Annotated in this window: 19 protein-coding genes; 17 read left to right on the forward strand and 2 right to left on the reverse strand. The window is 57.0% G+C overall.

The features are described 5' to 3' along the window. Nucleotides 1-94: 94 nt before the first annotated feature. The 8 genes from AC1RKC_RS15100 to mlaA are packed head-to-tail and all read left to right on the forward strand — an operon-like array spanning nucleotide 95 to nucleotide 6,546. The gene (locus AC1RKC_RS15100; protein ID WP_020827924.1) at nucleotides 95-832 is read left to right on the forward strand and encodes a heme ABC transporter permease; all 738 of its coding nucleotides are present in this window, start codon (nucleotides 95-97) and stop codon (nucleotides 830-832) included. Beyond that, nucleotides 829-1,065, forward strand: a complete 237-nt coding sequence (gene ccmD / locus AC1RKC_RS15105; RefSeq protein WP_020827923.1) for a heme exporter protein CcmD — start codon at nucleotides 829-831, stop codon at nucleotides 1,063-1,065. The genes AC1RKC_RS15100 and ccmD overlap by 4 nt, the downstream gene beginning before the upstream one ends. Further along, the gene (gene ccmE / locus AC1RKC_RS15110; protein ID WP_116690041.1) at nucleotides 1,062-1,556 is read left to right on the forward strand and encodes a cytochrome c maturation protein CcmE; all 495 of its coding nucleotides are present in this window, start codon (nucleotides 1,062-1,064) and stop codon (nucleotides 1,554-1,556) included. Before ccmD ends, ccmE begins: the two co-directional genes overlap by 4 nt. Next, nucleotides 1,553-3,523 carry a heme lyase CcmF/NrfE family subunit gene (locus AC1RKC_RS15115; RefSeq protein WP_020827922.1) on the forward strand — a complete coding sequence of 657 codons (1,971 nt, stop codon included), beginning with the start codon at nucleotides 1,553-1,555 and terminating at the stop codon, nucleotides 3,521-3,523. Before ccmE ends, AC1RKC_RS15115 begins: the two co-directional genes overlap by 4 nt. Then, nucleotides 3,520-4,071 (forward strand): DsbE family thiol:disulfide interchange protein, encoded by a 552-nt coding sequence (locus tag AC1RKC_RS15120; RefSeq protein ID WP_020827921.1) that lies wholly within the window; start codon nucleotides 3,520-3,522, stop codon nucleotides 4,069-4,071. The genes AC1RKC_RS15115 and AC1RKC_RS15120 overlap by 4 nt, the downstream gene beginning before the upstream one ends. Beyond that, nucleotides 4,068-4,541 (forward strand): cytochrome c-type biogenesis protein, encoded by a 474-nt coding sequence (locus AC1RKC_RS15125; RefSeq protein ID WP_020827920.1) that lies wholly within the window; start codon nucleotides 4,068-4,070, stop codon nucleotides 4,539-4,541. Before AC1RKC_RS15120 ends, AC1RKC_RS15125 begins: the two co-directional genes overlap by 4 nt. Beyond that, nucleotides 4,541-5,752 (forward strand): c-type cytochrome biogenesis protein CcmI, encoded by a 1,212-nt coding sequence (gene ccmI / locus AC1RKC_RS15130; RefSeq protein ID WP_334647992.1) that lies wholly within the window; start codon nucleotides 4,541-4,543, stop codon nucleotides 5,750-5,752. The genes AC1RKC_RS15125 and ccmI overlap by 1 nt, the downstream gene beginning before the upstream one ends. Before the next feature lie 35 nt (nucleotides 5,753-5,787). After that, nucleotides 5,788-6,546 (forward strand): phospholipid-binding lipoprotein MlaA, encoded by a 759-nt coding sequence (gene mlaA, locus AC1RKC_RS15135; protein WP_020827918.1) that lies wholly within the window; start codon nucleotides 5,788-5,790, stop codon nucleotides 6,544-6,546. 116 nt (nucleotides 6,547-6,662) lie between these two features. Here mlaA and fadL read toward each other — a convergent pair whose 3' ends face one another. Continuing rightward, the gene (fadL, locus tag AC1RKC_RS15140; protein ID WP_048762973.1) at nucleotides 6,663-7,985 is read right to left on the reverse strand and encodes a long-chain fatty acid transporter FadL; all 1,323 of its coding nucleotides are present in this window, start codon (nucleotides 7,983-7,985) and stop codon (nucleotides 6,663-6,665) included. Nucleotides 7,986-8,390: 405 nt separating this feature from the next. On the opposite strand from fadL, the gene AC1RKC_RS15145 reads away from it, so the two are divergent. The 4 genes from AC1RKC_RS15145 (at nucleotide 8,391) to sixA (ending at nucleotide 13,244) form a co-directional block, all read left to right on the forward strand. Continuing rightward, nucleotides 8,391-8,687: a YfcZ/YiiS family protein gene (locus AC1RKC_RS15145; protein WP_020827916.1), complete on the forward strand. Its 297-nt coding sequence runs from the start codon at nucleotides 8,391-8,393 to the stop codon at nucleotides 8,685-8,687. Between the two features lie 193 nt (nucleotides 8,688-8,880). Further along, nucleotides 8,881-10,191: an acetyl-CoA C-acyltransferase FadI gene (gene fadI / locus AC1RKC_RS15150; protein WP_044552712.1), complete on the forward strand. Its 1,311-nt coding sequence runs from the start codon at nucleotides 8,881-8,883 to the stop codon at nucleotides 10,189-10,191. After that, the gene (fadJ, locus tag AC1RKC_RS15155) at nucleotides 10,191-12,356 is read left to right on the forward strand and encodes a fatty acid oxidation complex subunit alpha FadJ (protein WP_256813459.1); all 2,166 of its coding nucleotides are present in this window, start codon (nucleotides 10,191-10,193) and stop codon (nucleotides 12,354-12,356) included. Before fadI ends, fadJ begins: the two co-directional genes overlap by 1 nt. A 405-nt stretch (nucleotides 12,357-12,761) precedes the next feature. Next, nucleotides 12,762-13,244, forward strand: a complete 483-nt coding sequence (sixA, locus tag AC1RKC_RS15160) for a phosphohistidine phosphatase SixA (RefSeq protein WP_041414795.1) — start codon at nucleotides 12,762-12,764, stop codon at nucleotides 13,242-13,244. 66 nt (nucleotides 13,245-13,310) lie between these two features. Here the strand turns inward: sixA and smrB are convergent, their stop codons facing one another. Continuing rightward, a complete protein-coding gene (gene smrB / locus AC1RKC_RS15165) occupies nucleotides 13,311-13,841 on the reverse strand; it encodes an endonuclease SmrB (protein WP_041415545.1) in 531 nt (176 codons plus the stop codon). 170 nt (nucleotides 13,842-14,011) lie between these two features. On the opposite strand from smrB, the gene prmB reads away from it, so the two are divergent. The 5 genes from prmB (at nucleotide 14,012) to AC1RKC_RS15190 (ending at nucleotide 18,478) form a co-directional block, all read left to right on the forward strand. Continuing rightward, nucleotides 14,012-14,944 carry a 50S ribosomal protein L3 N(5)-glutamine methyltransferase gene (gene prmB, locus AC1RKC_RS15170; RefSeq protein WP_041415542.1) on the forward strand — a complete coding sequence of 311 codons (933 nt, stop codon included), beginning with the start codon at nucleotides 14,012-14,014 and terminating at the stop codon, nucleotides 14,942-14,944. A gap of 62 nt (nucleotides 14,945-15,006) precedes the next feature. Beyond that, a complete protein-coding gene (gene aroC / locus AC1RKC_RS15175) occupies nucleotides 15,007-16,092 on the forward strand; it encodes a chorismate synthase (protein WP_020827910.1) in 1,086 nt (361 codons plus the stop codon). A 5-nt stretch (nucleotides 16,093-16,097) separates the two neighbouring features. Continuing rightward, complete coding sequence (gene mepA, locus AC1RKC_RS15180; protein WP_115058389.1) at nucleotides 16,098-16,925, forward strand: penicillin-insensitive murein endopeptidase; 828 nt, start codon at nucleotides 16,098-16,100, stop codon at nucleotides 16,923-16,925. A 128-nt stretch (nucleotides 16,926-17,053) separates the two neighbouring features. Next, nucleotides 17,054-17,854 (forward strand): sulfite exporter TauE/SafE family protein, encoded by an 801-nt coding sequence (locus AC1RKC_RS15185; protein WP_046373022.1) that lies wholly within the window; start codon nucleotides 17,054-17,056, stop codon nucleotides 17,852-17,854. A 66-nt stretch (nucleotides 17,855-17,920) separates the two neighbouring features. Continuing rightward, nucleotides 17,921-18,478 (forward strand): elongation factor P hydroxylase, encoded by a 558-nt coding sequence (locus tag AC1RKC_RS15190; protein WP_020827907.1) that lies wholly within the window; start codon nucleotides 17,921-17,923, stop codon nucleotides 18,476-18,478. Nucleotides 18,479-18,647 lie beyond the last annotated feature (169 nt).

The raw sequence follows: 18,647 nt of genomic DNA on the forward strand, positions 1-18,647 counted from the left end.
CGCCACCAAGAGCGTGTTCCACCGCACAAGCAATTTTCGTCGCCCCGGTAAACGGGGCGGCCACCGTATAAATTTACCGTGAGCAATGACGACAATGTGGAAATGGTTACATCAGTTTGCCCAGCCTGAACGGCTGTATCACGTCTGTGGCCGCTTTATCCCCTGGCTGGGACTGGCCGGAGCGGCTTGCCTGTTGCTGGGTTGGGTCTGGGGATTCGGTTTCGCACCCAAGGATTACCAGCAGGGCGATAGCTTCCGCATCATGTATATCCATGTGCCGGCGGCGATGTGGTCGATGGGGATCTATGGCTCAATGGCGGTAGCGGCGTTTATCGGCCTGGTGTGGCAGATGAAAATGTCCGATACCGTGGTGGCGGCGATGGCACCGGTCGGCGCGGTGTTTACCTTTATTGCGCTGGTCACCGGCTCCGCCTGGGGCAAGCCGATGTGGGGCACCTGGTGGGTGTGGGACGCCCGCCTGACGTCTGAACTGGTGTTGCTGTTTCTTTATATTGGCATTATTGCGCTGTACAACGCCTTTGAGGACCGCCGCCTGGCGGGCCGCGCCGCCGGCATTCTGGTGCTGGTCGGGGTGGTGAACATCCCGATCATTCACTTCTCGGTCGAATGGTGGAACACGCTGCATCAGGGTTCCACCAATATGCAACAGAGCATCGCGCCAAGCATGCGCACCCCGCTGCGATGGGCAATCCTCGGTTACCTGCTGTTTTTCATCACTCTCACCTTGCTGCGCTTGCGCAATCTGATTTTGTCTCAGGAACGCCAGCGCCCTTGGGTGGCAGGGCTGGTTAACAAGGAGCGTCAACCATGAATGCAGCCTTTACTTCCTGGCAGGCGTTTTTCGCCATGGGCGGCTATGCCTTCTACGTTTGGTTGGCGGTAGCCGTAACCCTGCTCTCGTTGCTGGGGCTGGTGGCCCACACTTTCTGGCAGCGCCGGCAATTGCTGGATGAGATTGGACGCCGTCAGGCACGCGAAAGACGTATTCGTCATTCGCAGCAGTCGAAACAAAAAACCGCTAACCCGCGGGAGAAATCATTGTGAATCCTCGTCGTAAAAGTCGCCTGTATTTGGCGATCGTAGTGCTGATCGGCGTTGCGCTGACCGCGACTCTGATGCTGTATGCGCTGCGCTCCAACATCGATCTGTTTTATACCCCAAGCGAAATTCTGCAGGGCAAGGGCGAAAATCATGAGAAGCCGGAGGTGGGCCAACGCCTGCGCATCGGTGGCATGGTGATGCCGGGTTCGGTAAAGCGCGATCAGAAAACGCTGCAGGTCAGTTTCAAAGTTTATGATGCACGCGGTGCAATCGACGTCACTTACACCGGCATTCTGCCGGATCTGTTCCGTGAGGGGCAGGGCGTGGTGGCACAGGGCGTGCTGGGCGAAGGCAACGTGGTGAATGCGCGTGAAGTGCTGGCGAAACACGATGAAAAATACACGCCGCCGGAAGTGGCCGACGCGATGAAAGAAAACCATAAGGGGCCAGCTTCGGCCTACGCCAACCCGCAGAACGAGGGCGCTAAATCATGATGCCGGAAACGGGAAGTTTTCTGCTATGCCTGGCGCTGGCGATTTCGCTGCTGCTGAGTATTTACCCGCAGTGGGGCGCGGCGCGTCAGGATCGTCGCATGATGGCGGTGGCGCGCCCACTGACCTACGGCATGTTTGCGGCTATCGCCCTGGCGTTCATCTGTCTGGTGCACGCCTTTGTCGTTAATGACTTTACCGTGGCCTATGTGGCCGCCAACTCCAACACCCAACTGCCGGTGTATTACCGCATTGCCGCCACCTGGGGCGCCCACGAGGGATCGCTGCTGCTGTGGGTGCTGTTGCTGAGCTGCTGGTCGCTGGCGGTGGCGCTGTGCAGCCGTTCGATGCCGCAAGATGCCGTGGCGCGCGTATTGTCGGTGATGGGCATGATCACGGCAGGTTTCCTGCTGTTTATCATCATGACCTCCAACCCCTTCACCCGTACGCTGCCGAACTTCCCGATCGACGGTAGCGACCTTAACCCGCTGCTGCAGGATATCGGCCTGATTTTCCATCCGCCGCTGCTGTACATGGGGTATGTCGGTTTCTCGGTGGCCTTTGCTTTCGCCATCGCTTCACTGATGGCCGGTCGCCTGGATACGGCCTGGGCACGCTGGTCGCGCCCTTGGACCACGGCTGCCTGGGTGTTCCTCACCATGGGCATCGTGCTGGGCTCCGCCTGGGCCTATTATGAACTGGGCTGGGGCGGCTGGTGGTTCTGGGATCCGGTCGAGAACGCTTCATTTATGCCGTGGCTGGCCGGTACCGCGCTGATGCACTCGTTGGCGGTGACCGAGAAACGCGGCACTTTCAAAGCCTGGACGGTATTGCTGGCGATTACCGCCTTCTCATTGTGTCTGCTGGGCACTTTCCTGGTGCGCTCCGGGGTGCTGGTTTCGGTGCACTCCTTTGCTTCCGACCCGGCACGCGGCATGTTTATCCTCGCTTATCTGGTGATCGTGATAGGCGGTTCTCTGCTGCTGTATGCGGTCAAGGGCGGGCAAGTGCGCAGCCGGGTGCAGCACGAAACCTTCTCGCGTGAAACCTTCTTGCTGGGCAATAACGTACTGCTGATCGCCGCCATGCTGGTGGTGCTGTTGGGGACGCTGTTGCCGCTGGTGCATAAGCAGTTGGGCCTGGGCAGCATTTCTATCGGCGAACCGTTCTTCAACACCATGTTCACCTGGCTGATGGCACCGATGGCGTTGCTGATGGGGATTGGCCCGTTGGTGCGCTGGCGCCGCGACGAGCCGACCAAGCTGTGGCGCCGCCTGAGCGTGGCGCTGGTGATTACGCTGGTGCTGTCGATCCTGCTGCCGTGGCTGTTGCAAGACAGCATCGCCGGCATGACGGTGGTGGGGCTGATCATGGCTGTTTGGGTGATAATCCTGACGCTGATGGAACTGCACGAACGTGCAACGCATCGCCACGGTTTCTGGCGTGGGCTGAGCCATCTTTCCCGCAGCCACTGGGGGATGGTGCTGGGTCACCTTGGCGTGGCGGTAACGGTAATCGGCATTGCCTTCAGCCAAAACTACAGTGTGGAACGTGATGTCCGCATGAAAGCCGGCGACAGCGTGGATATCCATAACTATCACTTTGTGTTCCGTGACGTGCACGATATTCGTGGGCCGAACTACAGCGGCGGCGTCGGCATTATCGATGTCACGCGCAACGGCAAGCCGGAAGCGACGTTGCACGCGGAAAAACGCTATTACAGCGTGGCGCGCAGCATGATGACCGAAGCGGCGATTGACGGCGGCTTCAGCCGCGACCTGTACGCCGCGCTGGGCGAAGAGCTGGACGACGGCTCTTGGGCAGTGCGGTTGTACTACAAACCTTTCGTACGCTGGATCTGGTTCGGCGGGGTGTTTATGGCGCTGGGCGGTATCCTGTGCATACTCGATCCGCGCTATCGGATGAGCAAAAAACTCAAGCGTGAAGGCAAGCTGGAGGAGCAGGCATGAACCGTAAGCTGCTGTTTATCCCATTAATCCTGTTCCTGCTGCTGGTGGCGGCGTTTATGGTGCAGCTGACGCGCAACGCCGGTGGCGAAGACCCGACCATGCTGGAATCGGCGTTGATCGGCAAGCCGGTGCCGGCTTTCAAGCTGGAATCCCTCGACCAGCCTGGCAAGACTTACGACCAAGCGGTGCTGCGCAATGGCAAACCCATGCTGCTGAACGTCTGGGCGACCTGGTGCCCAACGTGCCGTGCCGAACATCAATACCTCAATACGCTGGCCGCGCGAGGTATCCGCGTGGTGGGGCTGAACTATAAAGACGATCGCGGCAAAGCGGTGACCTGGCTGAACTCGCTGGGCAACCCGTACGCGCTCAGCCTGTACGACGGCGACGGCATGCTGGGGCTGGATTTGGGCGTGTACGGCGCACCGGAAACCTTCCTGATCGACGGGCAGGGCATTATCCGCTACCGCCACGCCGGAGACATGAACGAGCGCGTTTGGCAGCAGGAAGTGCTGCCGCTGTACAAAAAATATGGGGGTGAGGCATGAGGCTGCTGACCCTGATATTTGCCGCGTTACTGAGTTGGAGCGCCGCGGCGGCTATCGACACTTATCGGTTCAATTCGGTCGAGCAGGAACAGCAATACCGGGAGCTGACCGAACAGCTGCGTTGCCCGAAATGCCAGAACAACAGCATCGCCGACTCTAACGCCATCATAGCGGCCGATATGCGTACCAAGGTGTACGAGTTGATGATGCAGGGGCAGAACAAGCAGCAGATTATCGACTATATGGTGGCGCGCTACGGTAATTTCGTCACCTACGAACCGCCGGTGACCCCGGCGACGCTGATCCTGTGGGTAGGCCCGTTGCTGTTTGTGTTGATCGGCGGTGCGGTAGTGATACTGCGCACCCGCCACCGTCGTACCGGTGCCGTTAACGCTAACGATGAATTCTCCGAGCAGGAGCAACAGCGTCTGGCGGCGCTGCTGAAAGAGACTGACAGGAAGAAACCCTAATGGCTTTTTGGCTGATTATTATTGTCCTGCTGGTGGGCGCTGCGGCGTTGCTGGTGGTACCGGCGATGCGCCACAGCGGTAAAAGCACCGCGGCGAGCCGCGATACGCTGAACAAGGCGTTTTATCAGGATCGTCTGCATGAGCTGGAGCAGGACGAACAGCAGGGCGTGGTTGCTGAGCGCCCTGAACTGGTGAAAGAGCTGCAACAAAACCTGCTCAATGACATCCCTGGCCAGCAGAATACGCAGGAGAAACCCATTAACCGCTGGGCACTGGTGCCTGGGGTTGCCTTGCTGGTGGTGGTCACCCTTGGCTTTTATCTGAAAACCGGTGGGTTGGCGCAGGTACTGGACTGGCAACAGGTCGAGGCGCAAATGCCGGATCTGCGCGCGCGCGTCGCTAATGAACGCGCCCAACCGTTGAGCATGGAAGAGATTGCTCGCCTCGGGCTGGGGCTGCGTACCGCGTTGCAGCAGGACGATCGCAATATCAACGACTGGATGATGCTGGGTCGTGTGGGGATGGCGCTGAATAATGCCACCACCGCCACTCAGGCATTTGCTCATGCTTATCAACTTGATCCGAATAGTCTGGAAGTCCGTCTCGGCTATGCAGAAGTCTTGACGAGATCCAACGATCCGGAGGATAACAAGCAGGCCACTCAGATGCTGCGCAAGATGATCGCCGAAGATCACACCAATATGCGCGTGCTGAGCCTGTTGGCGTTCAACGCCTTCGAACAGGGGGATTTCAAGCAGGCGATTGGCGCCTGGCAGGTTATGCTGAAGTTGTTGCCAGCCAATGATCAACGCGCCGAAGTGATAAAGCGCAGCATTGAACAAGCAAAAACACAGGCGGGCGAAGAAACTGTTAAACTTGGCATTAACGTGACGTTATCGCCACAGGCGACGAACGCTTTGCCGCAGCAGGGGACGCTGGTAATTTCAGTGACCGATGGCACCAATCCAGTGCCGGTTGCGGTAAAACAACTGCCCTTAAGCCGTTTCCCGCTGTCATTTTCTCTGGATGACAGCAACGCCATGATGCCTGAACGCCTGCTTTCGGCTCAGCATCAGGTCAAGGTGCGGGTGCGAATTTCTCAGGATGGTCTGGCCACGCCACAGGCGGGTGATTGGTTCGGCGAGAGTGCGCTGCAGAATTTCAGCGGCAAAGAGCAGATTGACGTTCAGATAAACAAACAGGTCCCTTAAATAAAAAGACCGAACGTGTTTTTATGGAGAAAAATATGAACTTTCGCCTGACTGGGCTGGCTTTCACAACGGTGTTATTGGTGGGCTGTGCCAGCGCGCCACAAGATGAACCACAAGGGCGATCCGATCCTCTGGAAGGATTTAACCGGACGATGTTCAACTTCAACTATAACGTCCTGGATCCGTATGTACTTCGCCCGGTGGCCGTGGCCTGGCGCAACTACCTGCCCATGCCGGCGCGTAATGGGATAAGCAACTTTACGTCTAACCTGGAAGAGCCGGCCAGCATGGTCAACTCCTTCCTGAAAGGCGACCCCTATAAGGGGATGATCCACTTTAACCGTTTCTTCCTCAACACCCTTCTGGGGATGGGCGGTCTGATCGACGTGGCCGGGATGGCTAACCCGAAACTGGCTCGCGAAGAGCCTAACCGTTTCGGCAGCACCCTGGGGCATTATGGCGTCGGCTACGGTCCTTATGTGATGTTGCCGGGCTACGGCAGTTTCACCCTGCGTGAAGAGGGCGGTGACTGGGCGGATACGGTCTATCCGGTGCTGAGCTACCTGACCTTCTGGATGTCGGCGGGCAAATGGGTGGTTGAAGGGATTGAAACCCGTGCCGAGCTGTTGGATTCCGACGGCCTGCTGCGCAACTCTTCCGATCCGTACCTGATGGTGCGCGAAGCCTACTTCCAGCGTAACGACTTCCTGGCGAACGGCGGCTCGCTGAAACCTGAGATCAATCCGAACGCTCAGGCGATCCAGGGCGATCTGGACGAGATCGACTCGCAGTAATCTCGCTCGGTGAAGGAAAAGAACCCGCTTTGATGGCGGGTTTTTTTATGCTTTGAGATCGGCGGGCAAAAAAAAGCGCCCTAAGAAGGGCGCTCCTGGCTTCGTCATCGAAAAGATTAGAAGCGGTAGTTGAAGTTGGCGCCGTACAGCCAGGCCTTGCCCACGGATTCGAAGGTATATGGACCTTCTTTGATGGTGACTTTCTGGCCGTGCATGTAGGAAACACCGACGTCAACTGAGGCGTCTTTGTTGAATGCGTAGCTGGTACCTGCGCTCAACCAGAAGCGGTCCTGATCCGGGATAGAGATAGAACGGTTCTGGGCCGGCACCGGGCTGTCATCGAAGGCGATACCGGTACGGAAGGTCCAGTTATCGTCGTAGAAGTAGGTAGTACCCAGTGCGATGCGGTAAGCGTCTTTAAAGCCTTCGTGCTTCTCAAACAGGGTTTGACCGTTGTTGCCGGTAGCTTTCAGCTCCTGGAACTGGCTCCAGCTGGTGTAAGCCAGGCTGTAGTGGATAGCCCACTGCGGTGCAACCTTGTTGTAACCCGAGATTTCCCACATTTCCGGCAGGTTCAGATCCAAAGAGCCTGGGATGGTGGTGCCGTCGGTGCCCATTGGTAGGCCGAGAGCGCCAAGGCGCGAGTTATAGGCGGATGGCAGGCTGCTCTTGTAGTCGCCGTCAAACTTGATTTTGACTTCGGAACGGTAGGTGAAACCGTAACGGTTGTTTTCATCCACTTCGTACAGAATGCCGGCGTTCCAGCCAAAGCCCCATTTGTCACCCTTCAGGTGAGAAATTTGAGTATCCGCCGGGATCTGTGAGACCGGGCCGGCCAATTGAGGTGGCAACTGGCCAGAACCTGCGATCAACTTCGGCAATTCACCGGCATAACGCTCGAGCTTGGCTTTGGCGTAAACCGCGTCAAAGCCCAGACCGAAGCTGAATTGTTGGTTCAGACGGTAAGCACCGCTCAGGTTCAGGTTAAGTGTGGTCAGGTCAGTTTTACCGCCGTAAGCCCCTGCGGTGTAACCGTCGTTGAATTCTGTCGCCAGGCCGTAGTTGCTGGTGACCGAGCCGCCTACGGCAAACTGATCGTTAATCGGTTGAACATAATGCAGGTTTGGCACCCAGGCGGTAGGGGCGATGTTCTTGGAGTCGAGGCTGGCACCGGAAGGTGACTTGCCGGAGATATCTACATCCGGATCGATAAACACCGCACCGAAGGAAAGTTCCGGGCGGGTATACATCATCAGCAGGGCCGGGTTGCGGCTGGCGGAAGCTGCAGTATCCGCCATGGCGCCCTCGCCAGAATACGAACGTCCTAAACCAGCTGATGAAAACTCATTCAGCTGGAATCCTGCGGCAGACACGTTTGAAGAAATAATTGCCACTGCAGCTGCGAGAGCTGATTTAGTAAATAGGTTTTTCTGGCTCATGACCAAAACCTCATTATGTGTTTATTATTTAAACTATGTTACTTAAAGTAACAAGGAGCGCGGGATTGTAGGGTCCGTTATCATTCAGACAAATCAGACCAGTGGCTGAATTATAGGTCCGACCTGTGAAAATGTTGCAACAATGTTTTTGAGATATTTCCAAATTGATATCAAAAAGGAGATCTGCATAACAAAAAACCAGCGATGCATAACAATATTCTTACCATTCCTTAGCAGACGTCGATTTTCATTTGTGATTTCCATCACTTAAAACACCTATAAAAAGTAAGTGCTAGTGATCGGTTTCATCGCAGAGTAAAATAAACGCAGAATCTTGTGTCTTTGCGCCAGTAGCTAAATGGCAATTTGGACTCGCGTAACGGCGGTCCCTGAGGAGAATGAATCATGTCCAATCCAATTAATAAATGTAGTGCCCAGGAAACTGCCGCCTGTTGCTGTGTTGATGTCGGTACCGTGATGGACAATACCGATTGCACCGCCTCCTACAGCCAGGTGTTTGCCAATCAGCAGGATGCAGAAAAAATGTTGGCCACGTTGACCGAAAAAGCCCGCGGTGTGGAATCCGACCCTTGCGACATCAGCAGTAGCATTAAACCGGTTGACGGTGGCGTGGAACTGGTGGCTGATTTCACCTTCGCCTGCCAGGCAGAAACCCTGATTTTCCAGCTCGGCCTGCGTTAATCACGGCTTTAAAACGGTGCGGGGTCATCCCGCACCGCTCGCTTCCTCCCCAATCCCCCTCTAGAAAGTTGCTCCTGCTCTCAGTTTTCACTTCTGCCGGTTTGCCAAATGTAAACATTTGGTTAACAATGACCCCATCAGGTCAGACCTCTTCTTGACCGTTGCGCTGGCGTTATTCTCTTCAGGAGCGTTTATGAGTAAGGCACTGCCGTTGGTGACCCGTCACGGTGACCGTATTGCGATTGTAAATGGACTGCGGACCCCCTTTGCCAAACAGGCGACCGCTTATCACGGCATTCCAGCGGTGGATCTGGGGAAAACGGCGGTAAGTGAACTGTTAGCCCGCAGCGGTATCGATCCGGCGCTGATTGAACAACTGGTGTTCGGCCAGGTGGTGCAAATGCCTGAGGCGCCGAATATTGCGCGTGAAATCGTGCTCGGTACCGGCATGAGCGTGCATACCGATGCTTATAGCGTGTCGCGTGCCTGCGCTACCAGCTTCCAGGCGATTGCCAACGTGGCGGAAAGCATCATGGCAGGCAGCATCAGTATCGGCATCGCCGGTGGCGCTGACTCTTCTTCCGTTCTGCCTATCGGCGTCAGTAAAGCGTTGGCGCGCACGCTGGTGGACGTTAACAAAGCCCGTACCCTGTCGCAGCGTCTCAAGCTGTTTAGCCGACTGAAGTTCCGTGACCTGATGCCGGTGCCGCCGGCAGTGGCGGAATATTCTACAGGGCTGCGCATGGGCGATACCGCAGAGCAAATGGCGAAAAGCCACGGCATCACCCGGGAAGAGCAGGATGCGCTGGCGCACCGCTCTCACCAACTGGCTGCCAAAGCCTGGGAGCAGGGGCTGCTGCGCGACGAGGTGATGACGGCCTATGTGCCGCCATACCGTACGCAAATCACCGAAGACAACAACGTTCGCAAAGATTCCAGCCTGGCGTCCTACGCAAAGCTGAAACCGGCATTCGATCGCAAGCACGGTAGCGTTACCGCAGCCAACAGTACGCCGTTGACCGACGGTGCGGCAGCGGTGCTGATGATGAGTGAGTCGCGAGCGAAAGAGTTGGGGTTGCAACCGCTGGGTTATCTGCGCAGCTTTGCCTTCTCCGCCATCGATGTGTGGGAAGATATGCTGCTCGGGCCGTCTTACGCTACGCCGCTGGCGCTGGATCGCGCCGGTATCGGCCTGGCCGACCTGACCCTCATCGACATGCATGAAGCCTTTGCTGCCCAGACCCTGGCGAACCTGAAAATGTTTGCCAGCGACGAATTTGCTCAGAAAAAGCTGGGCCGCAGCCGGGCGATTGGCGAAGTGGACATGGAAAAATTCAACGTATTGGGTGGCTCAATTGCTTATGGTCACCCATTTGCCGCTACCGGCGCGCGCATGATCACCCAAACGTTGCACGAGCTGAAGCGTCGTGGCGGCGGACTGGGGCTGACGACCGCCTGCGCAGCCGGAGGGTTAGGGGCCGCAATGATCGTAGAGGTGGAATAATGAGCTTTGAAAACGCATTGCATGAACAGCGGGCCAAACCCTCGGCCTTTCAACTGACCCTTCGTCCGGACAACATTGGTGTGATCACCATCGATGTTCCGGGGGAGAAGGTAAACACCCTGAAGGCCGAGTTTGTCGAGCAGGTCAACGACGTACTGATCCGCGCGCAGCAGCATCCGGCGCTGGAAGGGCTGGTGATTATCTCCGGCAAGCCGGATTCGTTTATTGCCGGGGCGGATATCAGCATGATTGCCGCCTGTACCACCGCCAAAGAAGCCGAAGCGCTTGCGAAAAAAGGGCAAAGTACGCTAGCACAGATTGCCGCATTCCAGGTCCCTGTGGTGGCGGCTATTCACGGCGCCTGCTTAGGCGGCGGGTTGGAGCTGGCGCTGGCGTGCCACAGCCGCGTTTGTTCTCTGGATGACAAAACCGCACTCGGCCTGCCGGAAGTGCAGCTTGGTTTGCTGCCGGGCTCCGGCGGCACCCAGCGTTTGCCGCGGTTGATTGGTGCCAGCAAGGCGTTGGACATGATCCTGACCGGCAAACACATTCGGGCGCGTCAGGCGTTGCGCATGGGGTTGGTGGACGATGCCGTGCCCCAGTCAATTTTATTGCAGGCTGCCGTCGAACGGGTCAAGCAAGGCTGGCAGAGCCGGCGCGAATTGCCGTGGCAGGAGCGTTTGCTCAACGGCCCGCTAGGCAAAAGCCTGCTGTTCAGCATTGTGCGCAAGAAAACGCTGGAGAAAACGCACGGCAATTATCCTGCCGCAGAACGCATTATTCAGGTGGTGCGCACCGGTCTGGATCACGGCAGCGCCAGCGGTTATGAAGCCGAGGCGCGGGCGTTTGGGGAATTGGCCATGACCCCGCAGTCCGCCGCGTTGCGCAGCCTGTTCTTTGCCTCTACCTCCTTGAAGAAAGAACGCGGTGGCAATGCACAACCTCATGAACTGCACCGTATCGGCATTCTGGGTGGCGGCCTGATGGGCGGCGGTATCGCCTGTGTGACCGCCACGCGGGGTGGTTTGCCAGTGCGGATTAAAGACGTTAACGAAACGGGCATTAACCACGCGTTAAAATACAGTTGGGACGTGCTCGGCAAGCGGGTACGCAGTAAACGCATGCGCCCGGCGGAACGGCAAAAACAGATGATGCTGATCTCCGGTTCGACCGATTACACCGGTTTTGAACGGGTGGACGTGGTGATTGAGGCGGTGTTCGAAGACCTGGCGCTGAAGCAGCAGATGGTGGCCGAGATAGAACAGCACGCGGCGCCGCACACCATCTTTGCCTCCAATACCTCATCGCTGCCGATTGGCCAGATTGCCGCCAAGGCGCAGCGCCCTGAGCAGGTGATCGGCCTGCATTATTTCAGCCCGGTGGATAAAATGCCGTTGGTTGAGGTGATCCCACACGCTACCACCAACGAAGAAACCATTGCCACCACCGTGGCGCTGGCGCACAAGCAGGGCAAAACGGCGATCGTGGTGGCCGATCGCGCCGGTTTCTACGTTAACCGTATTCTGGCTCCTTATATAAATGAAGCGACTCGTTGCCTGCTGGAAGGTGAGCCGATCGAAGCGTTGGACAAGGCGCTGGTGGATTTCGGTTTCCCGGTTGGGCCGATAACCCTGCTGGATGAAGTGGGCATCGACGTCGGTACCAAGATTATCCCGGTGCTGGTAGAGCAGTTAGGGCCGCGCTTTGCCGCTCCAGCCGCCTTCGAGGCGGTGTTGAAAGACGGACGCAAAGGGCGCAAAAACGGCCGTGGTTTTTATCTCTACCCCAGTGAAGGCCAGCAGCGTCAGCGGAGCAAGCGCGCCGATACCTCGGTCTATCTTTTGCTGGGCATCACGCCGAAGTCGCATTTACAACCGGCCGTCATCGCTCAGCGTTGCGTAATGATGATGCTCAATGAAGCCGCACGTTGTCTGGATGAAGGCGTGATCCGCAGCGCGCGCGACGGCGATATCGGCGCGGTGTTCGGTATTGGTTTTCCGCCGTTCCTCGGCGGGCCTTTCCGCTATATGGATCAGTTGGGGGCCGATAAGGTGGTTAAAACGCTGGAATACCTGCAGCGGCAGCACGGTGAATATTTTGCGCCTTGCGAACGCCTGCAGCGCATGGCTCAGCAGGGTGAACGCTTCTATCCGCAGGGGACCTGAGCGGCGCGGCGACGTGATTTGTACTAGAGTAGGATCAAGGTTGCATGTGATCACTATCACTCCTTGCAATACCGGTAATCCCTGACCCTATACAGGGAGATAGGGACGAGGTAACGTAGCCTGATGGCGGTGAAAGGCTGGCCGCCATCAATAAAATTCATGATGAGAAGGTTAAAATTTAACCTGTTGAATTGGTTGTTATGTGAGCGCTGAATTCCCGTTACGGCGCCATTGATGTAAAAAACAGCATTTTCTTTACGTGAACTTTCAGGCAAAATGCCCGGCCGCCATAAAGAGACGGCGCGTTATCGTTTCAAAGCGTTTGCTTTGGGGTTGTAAAACTCGGCGATACAGCACGCTCGGCGTTTCTGTATAGCGTTATTTTGTCAACAACAGCGGTGCAATATGCAAGTTTTGATTATGCGTCACGGAGAGGCGGCACTTGATGCGGCCAGCGATTCGGTAAGACCTCTTACTGTTTGTGGCCGTGATGAGTCACGTCAGATGGCGGCCTGGTTAAATACCAAGTCTGTGGATATTGAACGCGTGCTGGTCAGCCCGTACCTGCGGGCAGAGCAGACGCTGGCTACGGTTCGCGAGGCCTTGACCCTGCCGGCAAGCGAAGAAGTGCTGCCTGAGCTGACGCCGGGCGGAGATGCCAGCCTGGTCGGCAGCTACCTGCAGGCGCTGGCGCAGCAGGGGGTTCACGCGGTGCTGATCGTCTCCCACTTACCGCTGGTGGGTTACCTGGTGGCGGAACTCTGTCCGGGCGAATGCCCGCCGATGTTCGCGACCTCGGCAATTGCCAATGTCGATTTGGCCGCCGACGGCAGCTACGGTAAATTTGAGTGGCAGGTGAGTCCATCGCAGGTGATGGCTAAAGTATAAGGCACCCCAGGGCGGGGCCAAAACGAAAGGGCGATGTCAAACATCGCCCTTTGTCATTTCTGCCGTTCACTCAGCCAGTTCGACCAGCAGTAAAATCGCCGCGCTGCCGCCCCATTCTTTGGGCGCCTGGTGAAACACCAGCACGTCTGGGTGCTGCGCCAACCATAGCGGCGTCTGCTGTTTGAGAATGTGCTTGCCGTGACCGTGCATCACGCAGGCGCAGTGCACGTGTTCGCGCTTGCAGGCGGCGATCAGCGCCCCCAGCTCTTGCTTGGCCTGCATCTGGGTCAGGCCATGAAGATCGAGAAACAGCTCCGGTGAATAATCGCCACGGCGCAGCTTTTTCAGTTCAAAGGCACTGTAACCGGGGCGCACATAGCGCGTCGGGCCTTCCTCTTCCAACTGTGGCTGGTATTCATCCGAGAAATAATAACTGGCGTCTACCTGTTCCTGAAGCAGGCGCTGTGGAGCAATTTTCTTGGTGACAGGCTTGGGTTTACGGTGGACGATGGTGTCCTGACGCAGCTTTTTTGCGTCTACTACCGACTCTCTGAAGAGCTGCAATTCATCTTTGCTCAGAGGGTGCTTGTTCTTCATTTGGAATTCACCGGAAATCATTTATCGCGATAGTTTACCTTGTCGCGGGTCTCTGTCGACGCAAAATTCACGCCAGAATGAAAAGCGCAAGGGGTTAGCGTGATTTGTCGCGGGCTTCATGGCAAACTATGCGGCTAAATCATGAATCACAGTGCCTGCCGGAGGGCAAATTGGACAAAATTTTCGTCGAGGAAGCAGTGAACGAACTGCACACCATTCAAGATATGCTGCGCTGGACGGTCAGCCGTTTTAACGCCGCTGATATCTACTATGGTCACGGAACCGATAATCCGTGGGACGAAGCGGTGCAATTGGTGCTGCCAAGCCTGTTCCTGCCGCTGGATATTCCAGAGGACATGCACACCGCCCGTTTGACCTCCAGCGAGCGCCACCGCATCGTTGAGCGCGTGATCCGCCGCGTCAACGAACGTGTCCCGGTAGCCTATCTGACCAACAAAGCCTGGTTCTGCGATCTGGAATTCTACGTTGATGAGCGTGTGCTGGTTCCGCGTTCCCCGATTGGCGAACTGATCAACGATCGCTTCAGCGCCCTGATCCCGCACCCGCCGCGCCATATTCTCGACATGTGCACCGGCAGCGGCTGTATCGCCATTGCCTGCAGCTACGCTTTCCCGGAAGCGGAAGTTGACGCGGTCGATATCTCCAGCGACGTGCTGGCGGTGACCGAGCGCAATATTCAGGCGCTCGGCGTTGAACAACAGGTGATCCCGATCCGTTCCGATCTGTTCCGCGATGTTCCCGCGATCCAGTACGATCTGATCGTCACCAATCCGCCGTACGTGGATGCGGAAGACATGTCCGACCTGCCGCAGGAATTCCGCTTTGAGCCAGAGTTGGGCCTGGCGGCCGGCAGCGATGGCCTGAAGCTGGTGCGCCGTATTCTGGCCTGCGCGCCGGACTACCTGAGCGACGACGGCGTGCTGATTTGTGAAGTGGGTAACAGCATGGTACATCTGATGGAACAGTATCCGGATATTCCGTTCACCTGGCTGGAGTTTGAAAACGGCGGTGACGGCGTGTTCATGCTGACCAAGCAGCAACTGGTGGATTGCAAAGAGCACTTCAGCCTCTACCGCAGCTAAGCATTCTTCGGGCCTGCTTTGGCGGGCCCCACAAAGATAATAATTAAGGGTAAGGAGCCGCGATGGCAGGAAACAGTATTGGGCAGATTTTCCGCGTCACCACATTTGGTGAATCTCACGGTGTGGCGCTGGGATGTATCGTAGACGGTGTACCGCCGGGTATCCCGCTTACCGAAGCCGATCTGCAGCACGACCTGGACCGTCGCCGTCCAGGCACCTCTCGCTATACCACTCAACGTCGCGAACCGGATCAGGTACGTATTCTTTCCGGCGTGTTTGAAGGTGTGACCACCGGCACCAGCATTGGGCTGATGATAGAAAACACTGACCAGCGTTCACAAGATTACGGCGCTATCAAAGACGTGTTCCGTCCGGGGCATGCGGATTACACCTACGAGCAAAAATACGGCGTGCGCGATTATCGCGGCGGTGGTCGTTCTTCGGCTCGTGAAACCGCCATGCGCGTTGCGGCAGGGGCTATTGCCAAGAAATATCTGCTGCAGAAATATGGCGTACAGGTGCGCGGCTATCTGGCGCAGATCGGCGACGTGGTCTGCGAGCTGAAAGATTGGGAGCAGGTTGAACAGAACCCATTCTTCTGCCCGGATCCCGATAAGCTGGAAGCCCTGGATGAACTGATGCGTGCGCTGAAGAAAGAGGGCGACTCCATTGGCGCCAAGGTCAGCGTGATTGCCGAAAACGTGCCGGTTGGCCTCGGTGAGCCGGTGTTTGACCGCCTCGACGCGGATCTGGCCCATGCGTTGATGAGCATCAATGCGGTGAAAGGCGTGGAAATCGGCGACGGTTTCGCGGTGGTCAACAAGCGCGGCAGCGAAAACCGTGATGAGATCACCCCGGAAGGCTTCCAGAGCAACCATGCAGGCGGCATTCTCGGTGGCATCAGCAGCGGTCAGCCGGTCATTGCTCACCTGGCGCTGAAACCTACCTCCAGCATTATGGTGCCGGGCAGAACCATTAACCGTCAGGGCGAAGCGGTGGAGATGGTCACCCGTGGCCGTCACGATCCTTGCGTAGGCATTCGTGCGGTGCCGATTGCCGAAGCGATGATGGCGATTGTGCTGATGGATCACCTGCTGCGCCAGCGTGCGCAAAACGGTGATGTGGTCTCTAACGTTCCACGCTGGTAACTCCCATGAAAAACTGGATGTTGGGCATCCTTGCCCTGATGGCTTCGGGCTCCGCCCTGGCGCTGACGCCGTGGCAGAAGATCGACCACCCGGTGGCCGGCGCGCCGCAGGCAGTGGGCGGTTTTGCCAATGGTTGCATTATCGGCGCTCAGCCGTTACCGCTGAACTCACCGGATTATCAGGTGATGCGACCCGATCAACGCCGTTACTTCGGCCACCCGGATCTGCTGGCGTTTATCCAGCGGCTGAGCAGCAAAGCCAACCAAAGAAATTTGGGCACGGTGCTGATCGGCGATATGGCGATGCCGGCCGGTGGGCGCTTTAGCAGCGGCCATGCCAGCCATCAGTCCGGGCTTGATGTCGACATCTGGTTACAGTTGCCGCGCCAGCGTTGGAGTGCGCAGCAGTTGCTGAAGCCGCAACCGATCGATCTGGTTTCCAGCGACGGCAAGCAGGTGGTTGCTCGCCAGTGGCAGCCGCAGATTGAATCGCTGATCAAAGCGGCGGCACAGGATCAGGAAGTGACGCGCATCTTCGTTAACCCGGCGATCAAGCAGCGTCTGTGTCTGGATGCCGGTGCCGATCGCGACTGGCTGCACAAGGTGCGCCCGTGGTTTGGTCATCGTGCCCACATGCACGTGCGTCTGCGTTGCCCGGCAGGCAGCCTGGAATGTAAAGAACAGGATACGCCGCCGCCGGGCGACGGTTGCGGTGCCGAGCTGGCAAGCTGGTTCGTGCCGCATCAGCCGAGCGCCAAACCGGGTAAACCGGTGCCGCCGCCGTTACCGCCGACCTGTCAGGCTTTGCTGGATAACCATTTCGCTGCGGAATAATATACCCAAAGTAATTGGAGTTGCATCAAGGCGGTAAGGGAAGGAATCCCGATGAGCTTACACGAGTAAGTGATTCGGGTGAGTGAGTGCAACCAACACAGATGCAGCTTCAAGTAAGAGGGGTATAAATGGACTGGTTCGTCGTAGGCCCCGAGATGCTCGGGGTTTTGTTTGTGGTGGCGTTACTCGCAGGCTTTATCGACTCTATCGCCGGCGGCGGCGGGCTGTTAACCGTACCGGCACTGCTGGCGGTGGGGGTTCCCCCGGCGCAGGCGCTGGCGACCAACAAGCTGCAGTCGGTGGGCGGTTCCCTCTCCGCCAGTCTGTATTTTATCCGCCGACGAGCGGTCGATCTCAACGATCAGAAGCTGACCATTTTGCTGGCCCTGATCGGTTCCGTTGCCGGGGCTGTGCTGGTGCAGCACATGCGCGCCGATCTGCTGCGGCAAATGCTGCCGTTATTGGTGATCGGCATCGGCCTGTACTTCCTGCTGACGCCGCGTTTGGGGGAAAACGATCGGCAGCGCCGTTTGAGCGCCTTGCCGTTCGGGCTGGTGGCCGGTGGCTGCGTCGGTTTTTACGATGGCTTCTTTGGGCCCGGTGCCGGTTCCTTCTATGCGCTGGCCTACGTGACGCTGTGCGGTTTTAACCTGGCCAAATCCACCGCGCACGCCAAGGTGCTGAACTTCACTTCCAACTTTGGCAGCCTGGTGTTGTTTATCATTGGCGGCAAAGTGCTGTGGGGCATTGGCCTGGTGATGCTGGTTGGGCAGGTGCTCGGTGCGCGCCTCGGGGCTCACATGGTGATGACCCGCGGGCAAAAGCTGATCCGACCGATGATCGTCATCGTTTCTCTGGTGATGAGCTGCAAGCTCTTGTACGACAACCACGGCGCTGAAATTCAGCAGTGGTTGGCCCTGCATTTTTAGCATGCTAAAAGAGCGGTAAAATGAAATAATTACCTCTTTATTTTTGTGGTTATTGGATTTTTATTTATGTCAGACACACAGGCTACCCATCAATATGAGCAACTGATTGAAATTTTTAATCAGTGCTTCAGCGATGAATACAACACGCGACTGGTCAAAGGCGACGATGAACCGATCTATTTGCCGGCCGACGATCAACTGCCGTATAACCGGATCGTTTTTGCCCATGGCTATTACGCCAGCGGCATGCATGAAATCTCGCACTGGTGCATCGCCGGCGAACAGCGCCGCAAGTTGGTAGATTTCGGTTACTGGTACTGCCCGGACGGGCGAGACGCGCAGACGCAAAGTGAATTTGAAGCGGTGGAAATTAAACCGCAATCTTTGGAATGGATGTTCTGCGTCGCCGCCGGTTTCCCGTTCAACGTCAGTTGCGACAACCTCAACGGTGACTGCGAGCCGGACCGCATTGCCTTCCAACGCAAGGTGCGCGAACGGGTGCTGCTGCTGTTGGAGCAGGGAATACCCACAAGACCTGCGCGCTTTATTCAGGCGTTACAATCGTTTTACAATACGCCACCGCTGGCGGCGGAGCATTTTCCCTATCCGGAAGATCTCAACTGACTATACCCTAAATACTTGGAGTTGCATCGCGGCGGCAAGCCTGCGAGTCCCTGGGAGCATAGTCCACTATGTGACCGGGGCGAGTCGGCGCAGCCAACAAAGAAGCAGCTTCAAGTATGACGGGTATATATGTTTAACTGAAAATAGATACCCATTAGCTTCCAAGCTG

The organism is Serratia sp. GW822-FHT06E05, assembly GCF_058799445.1.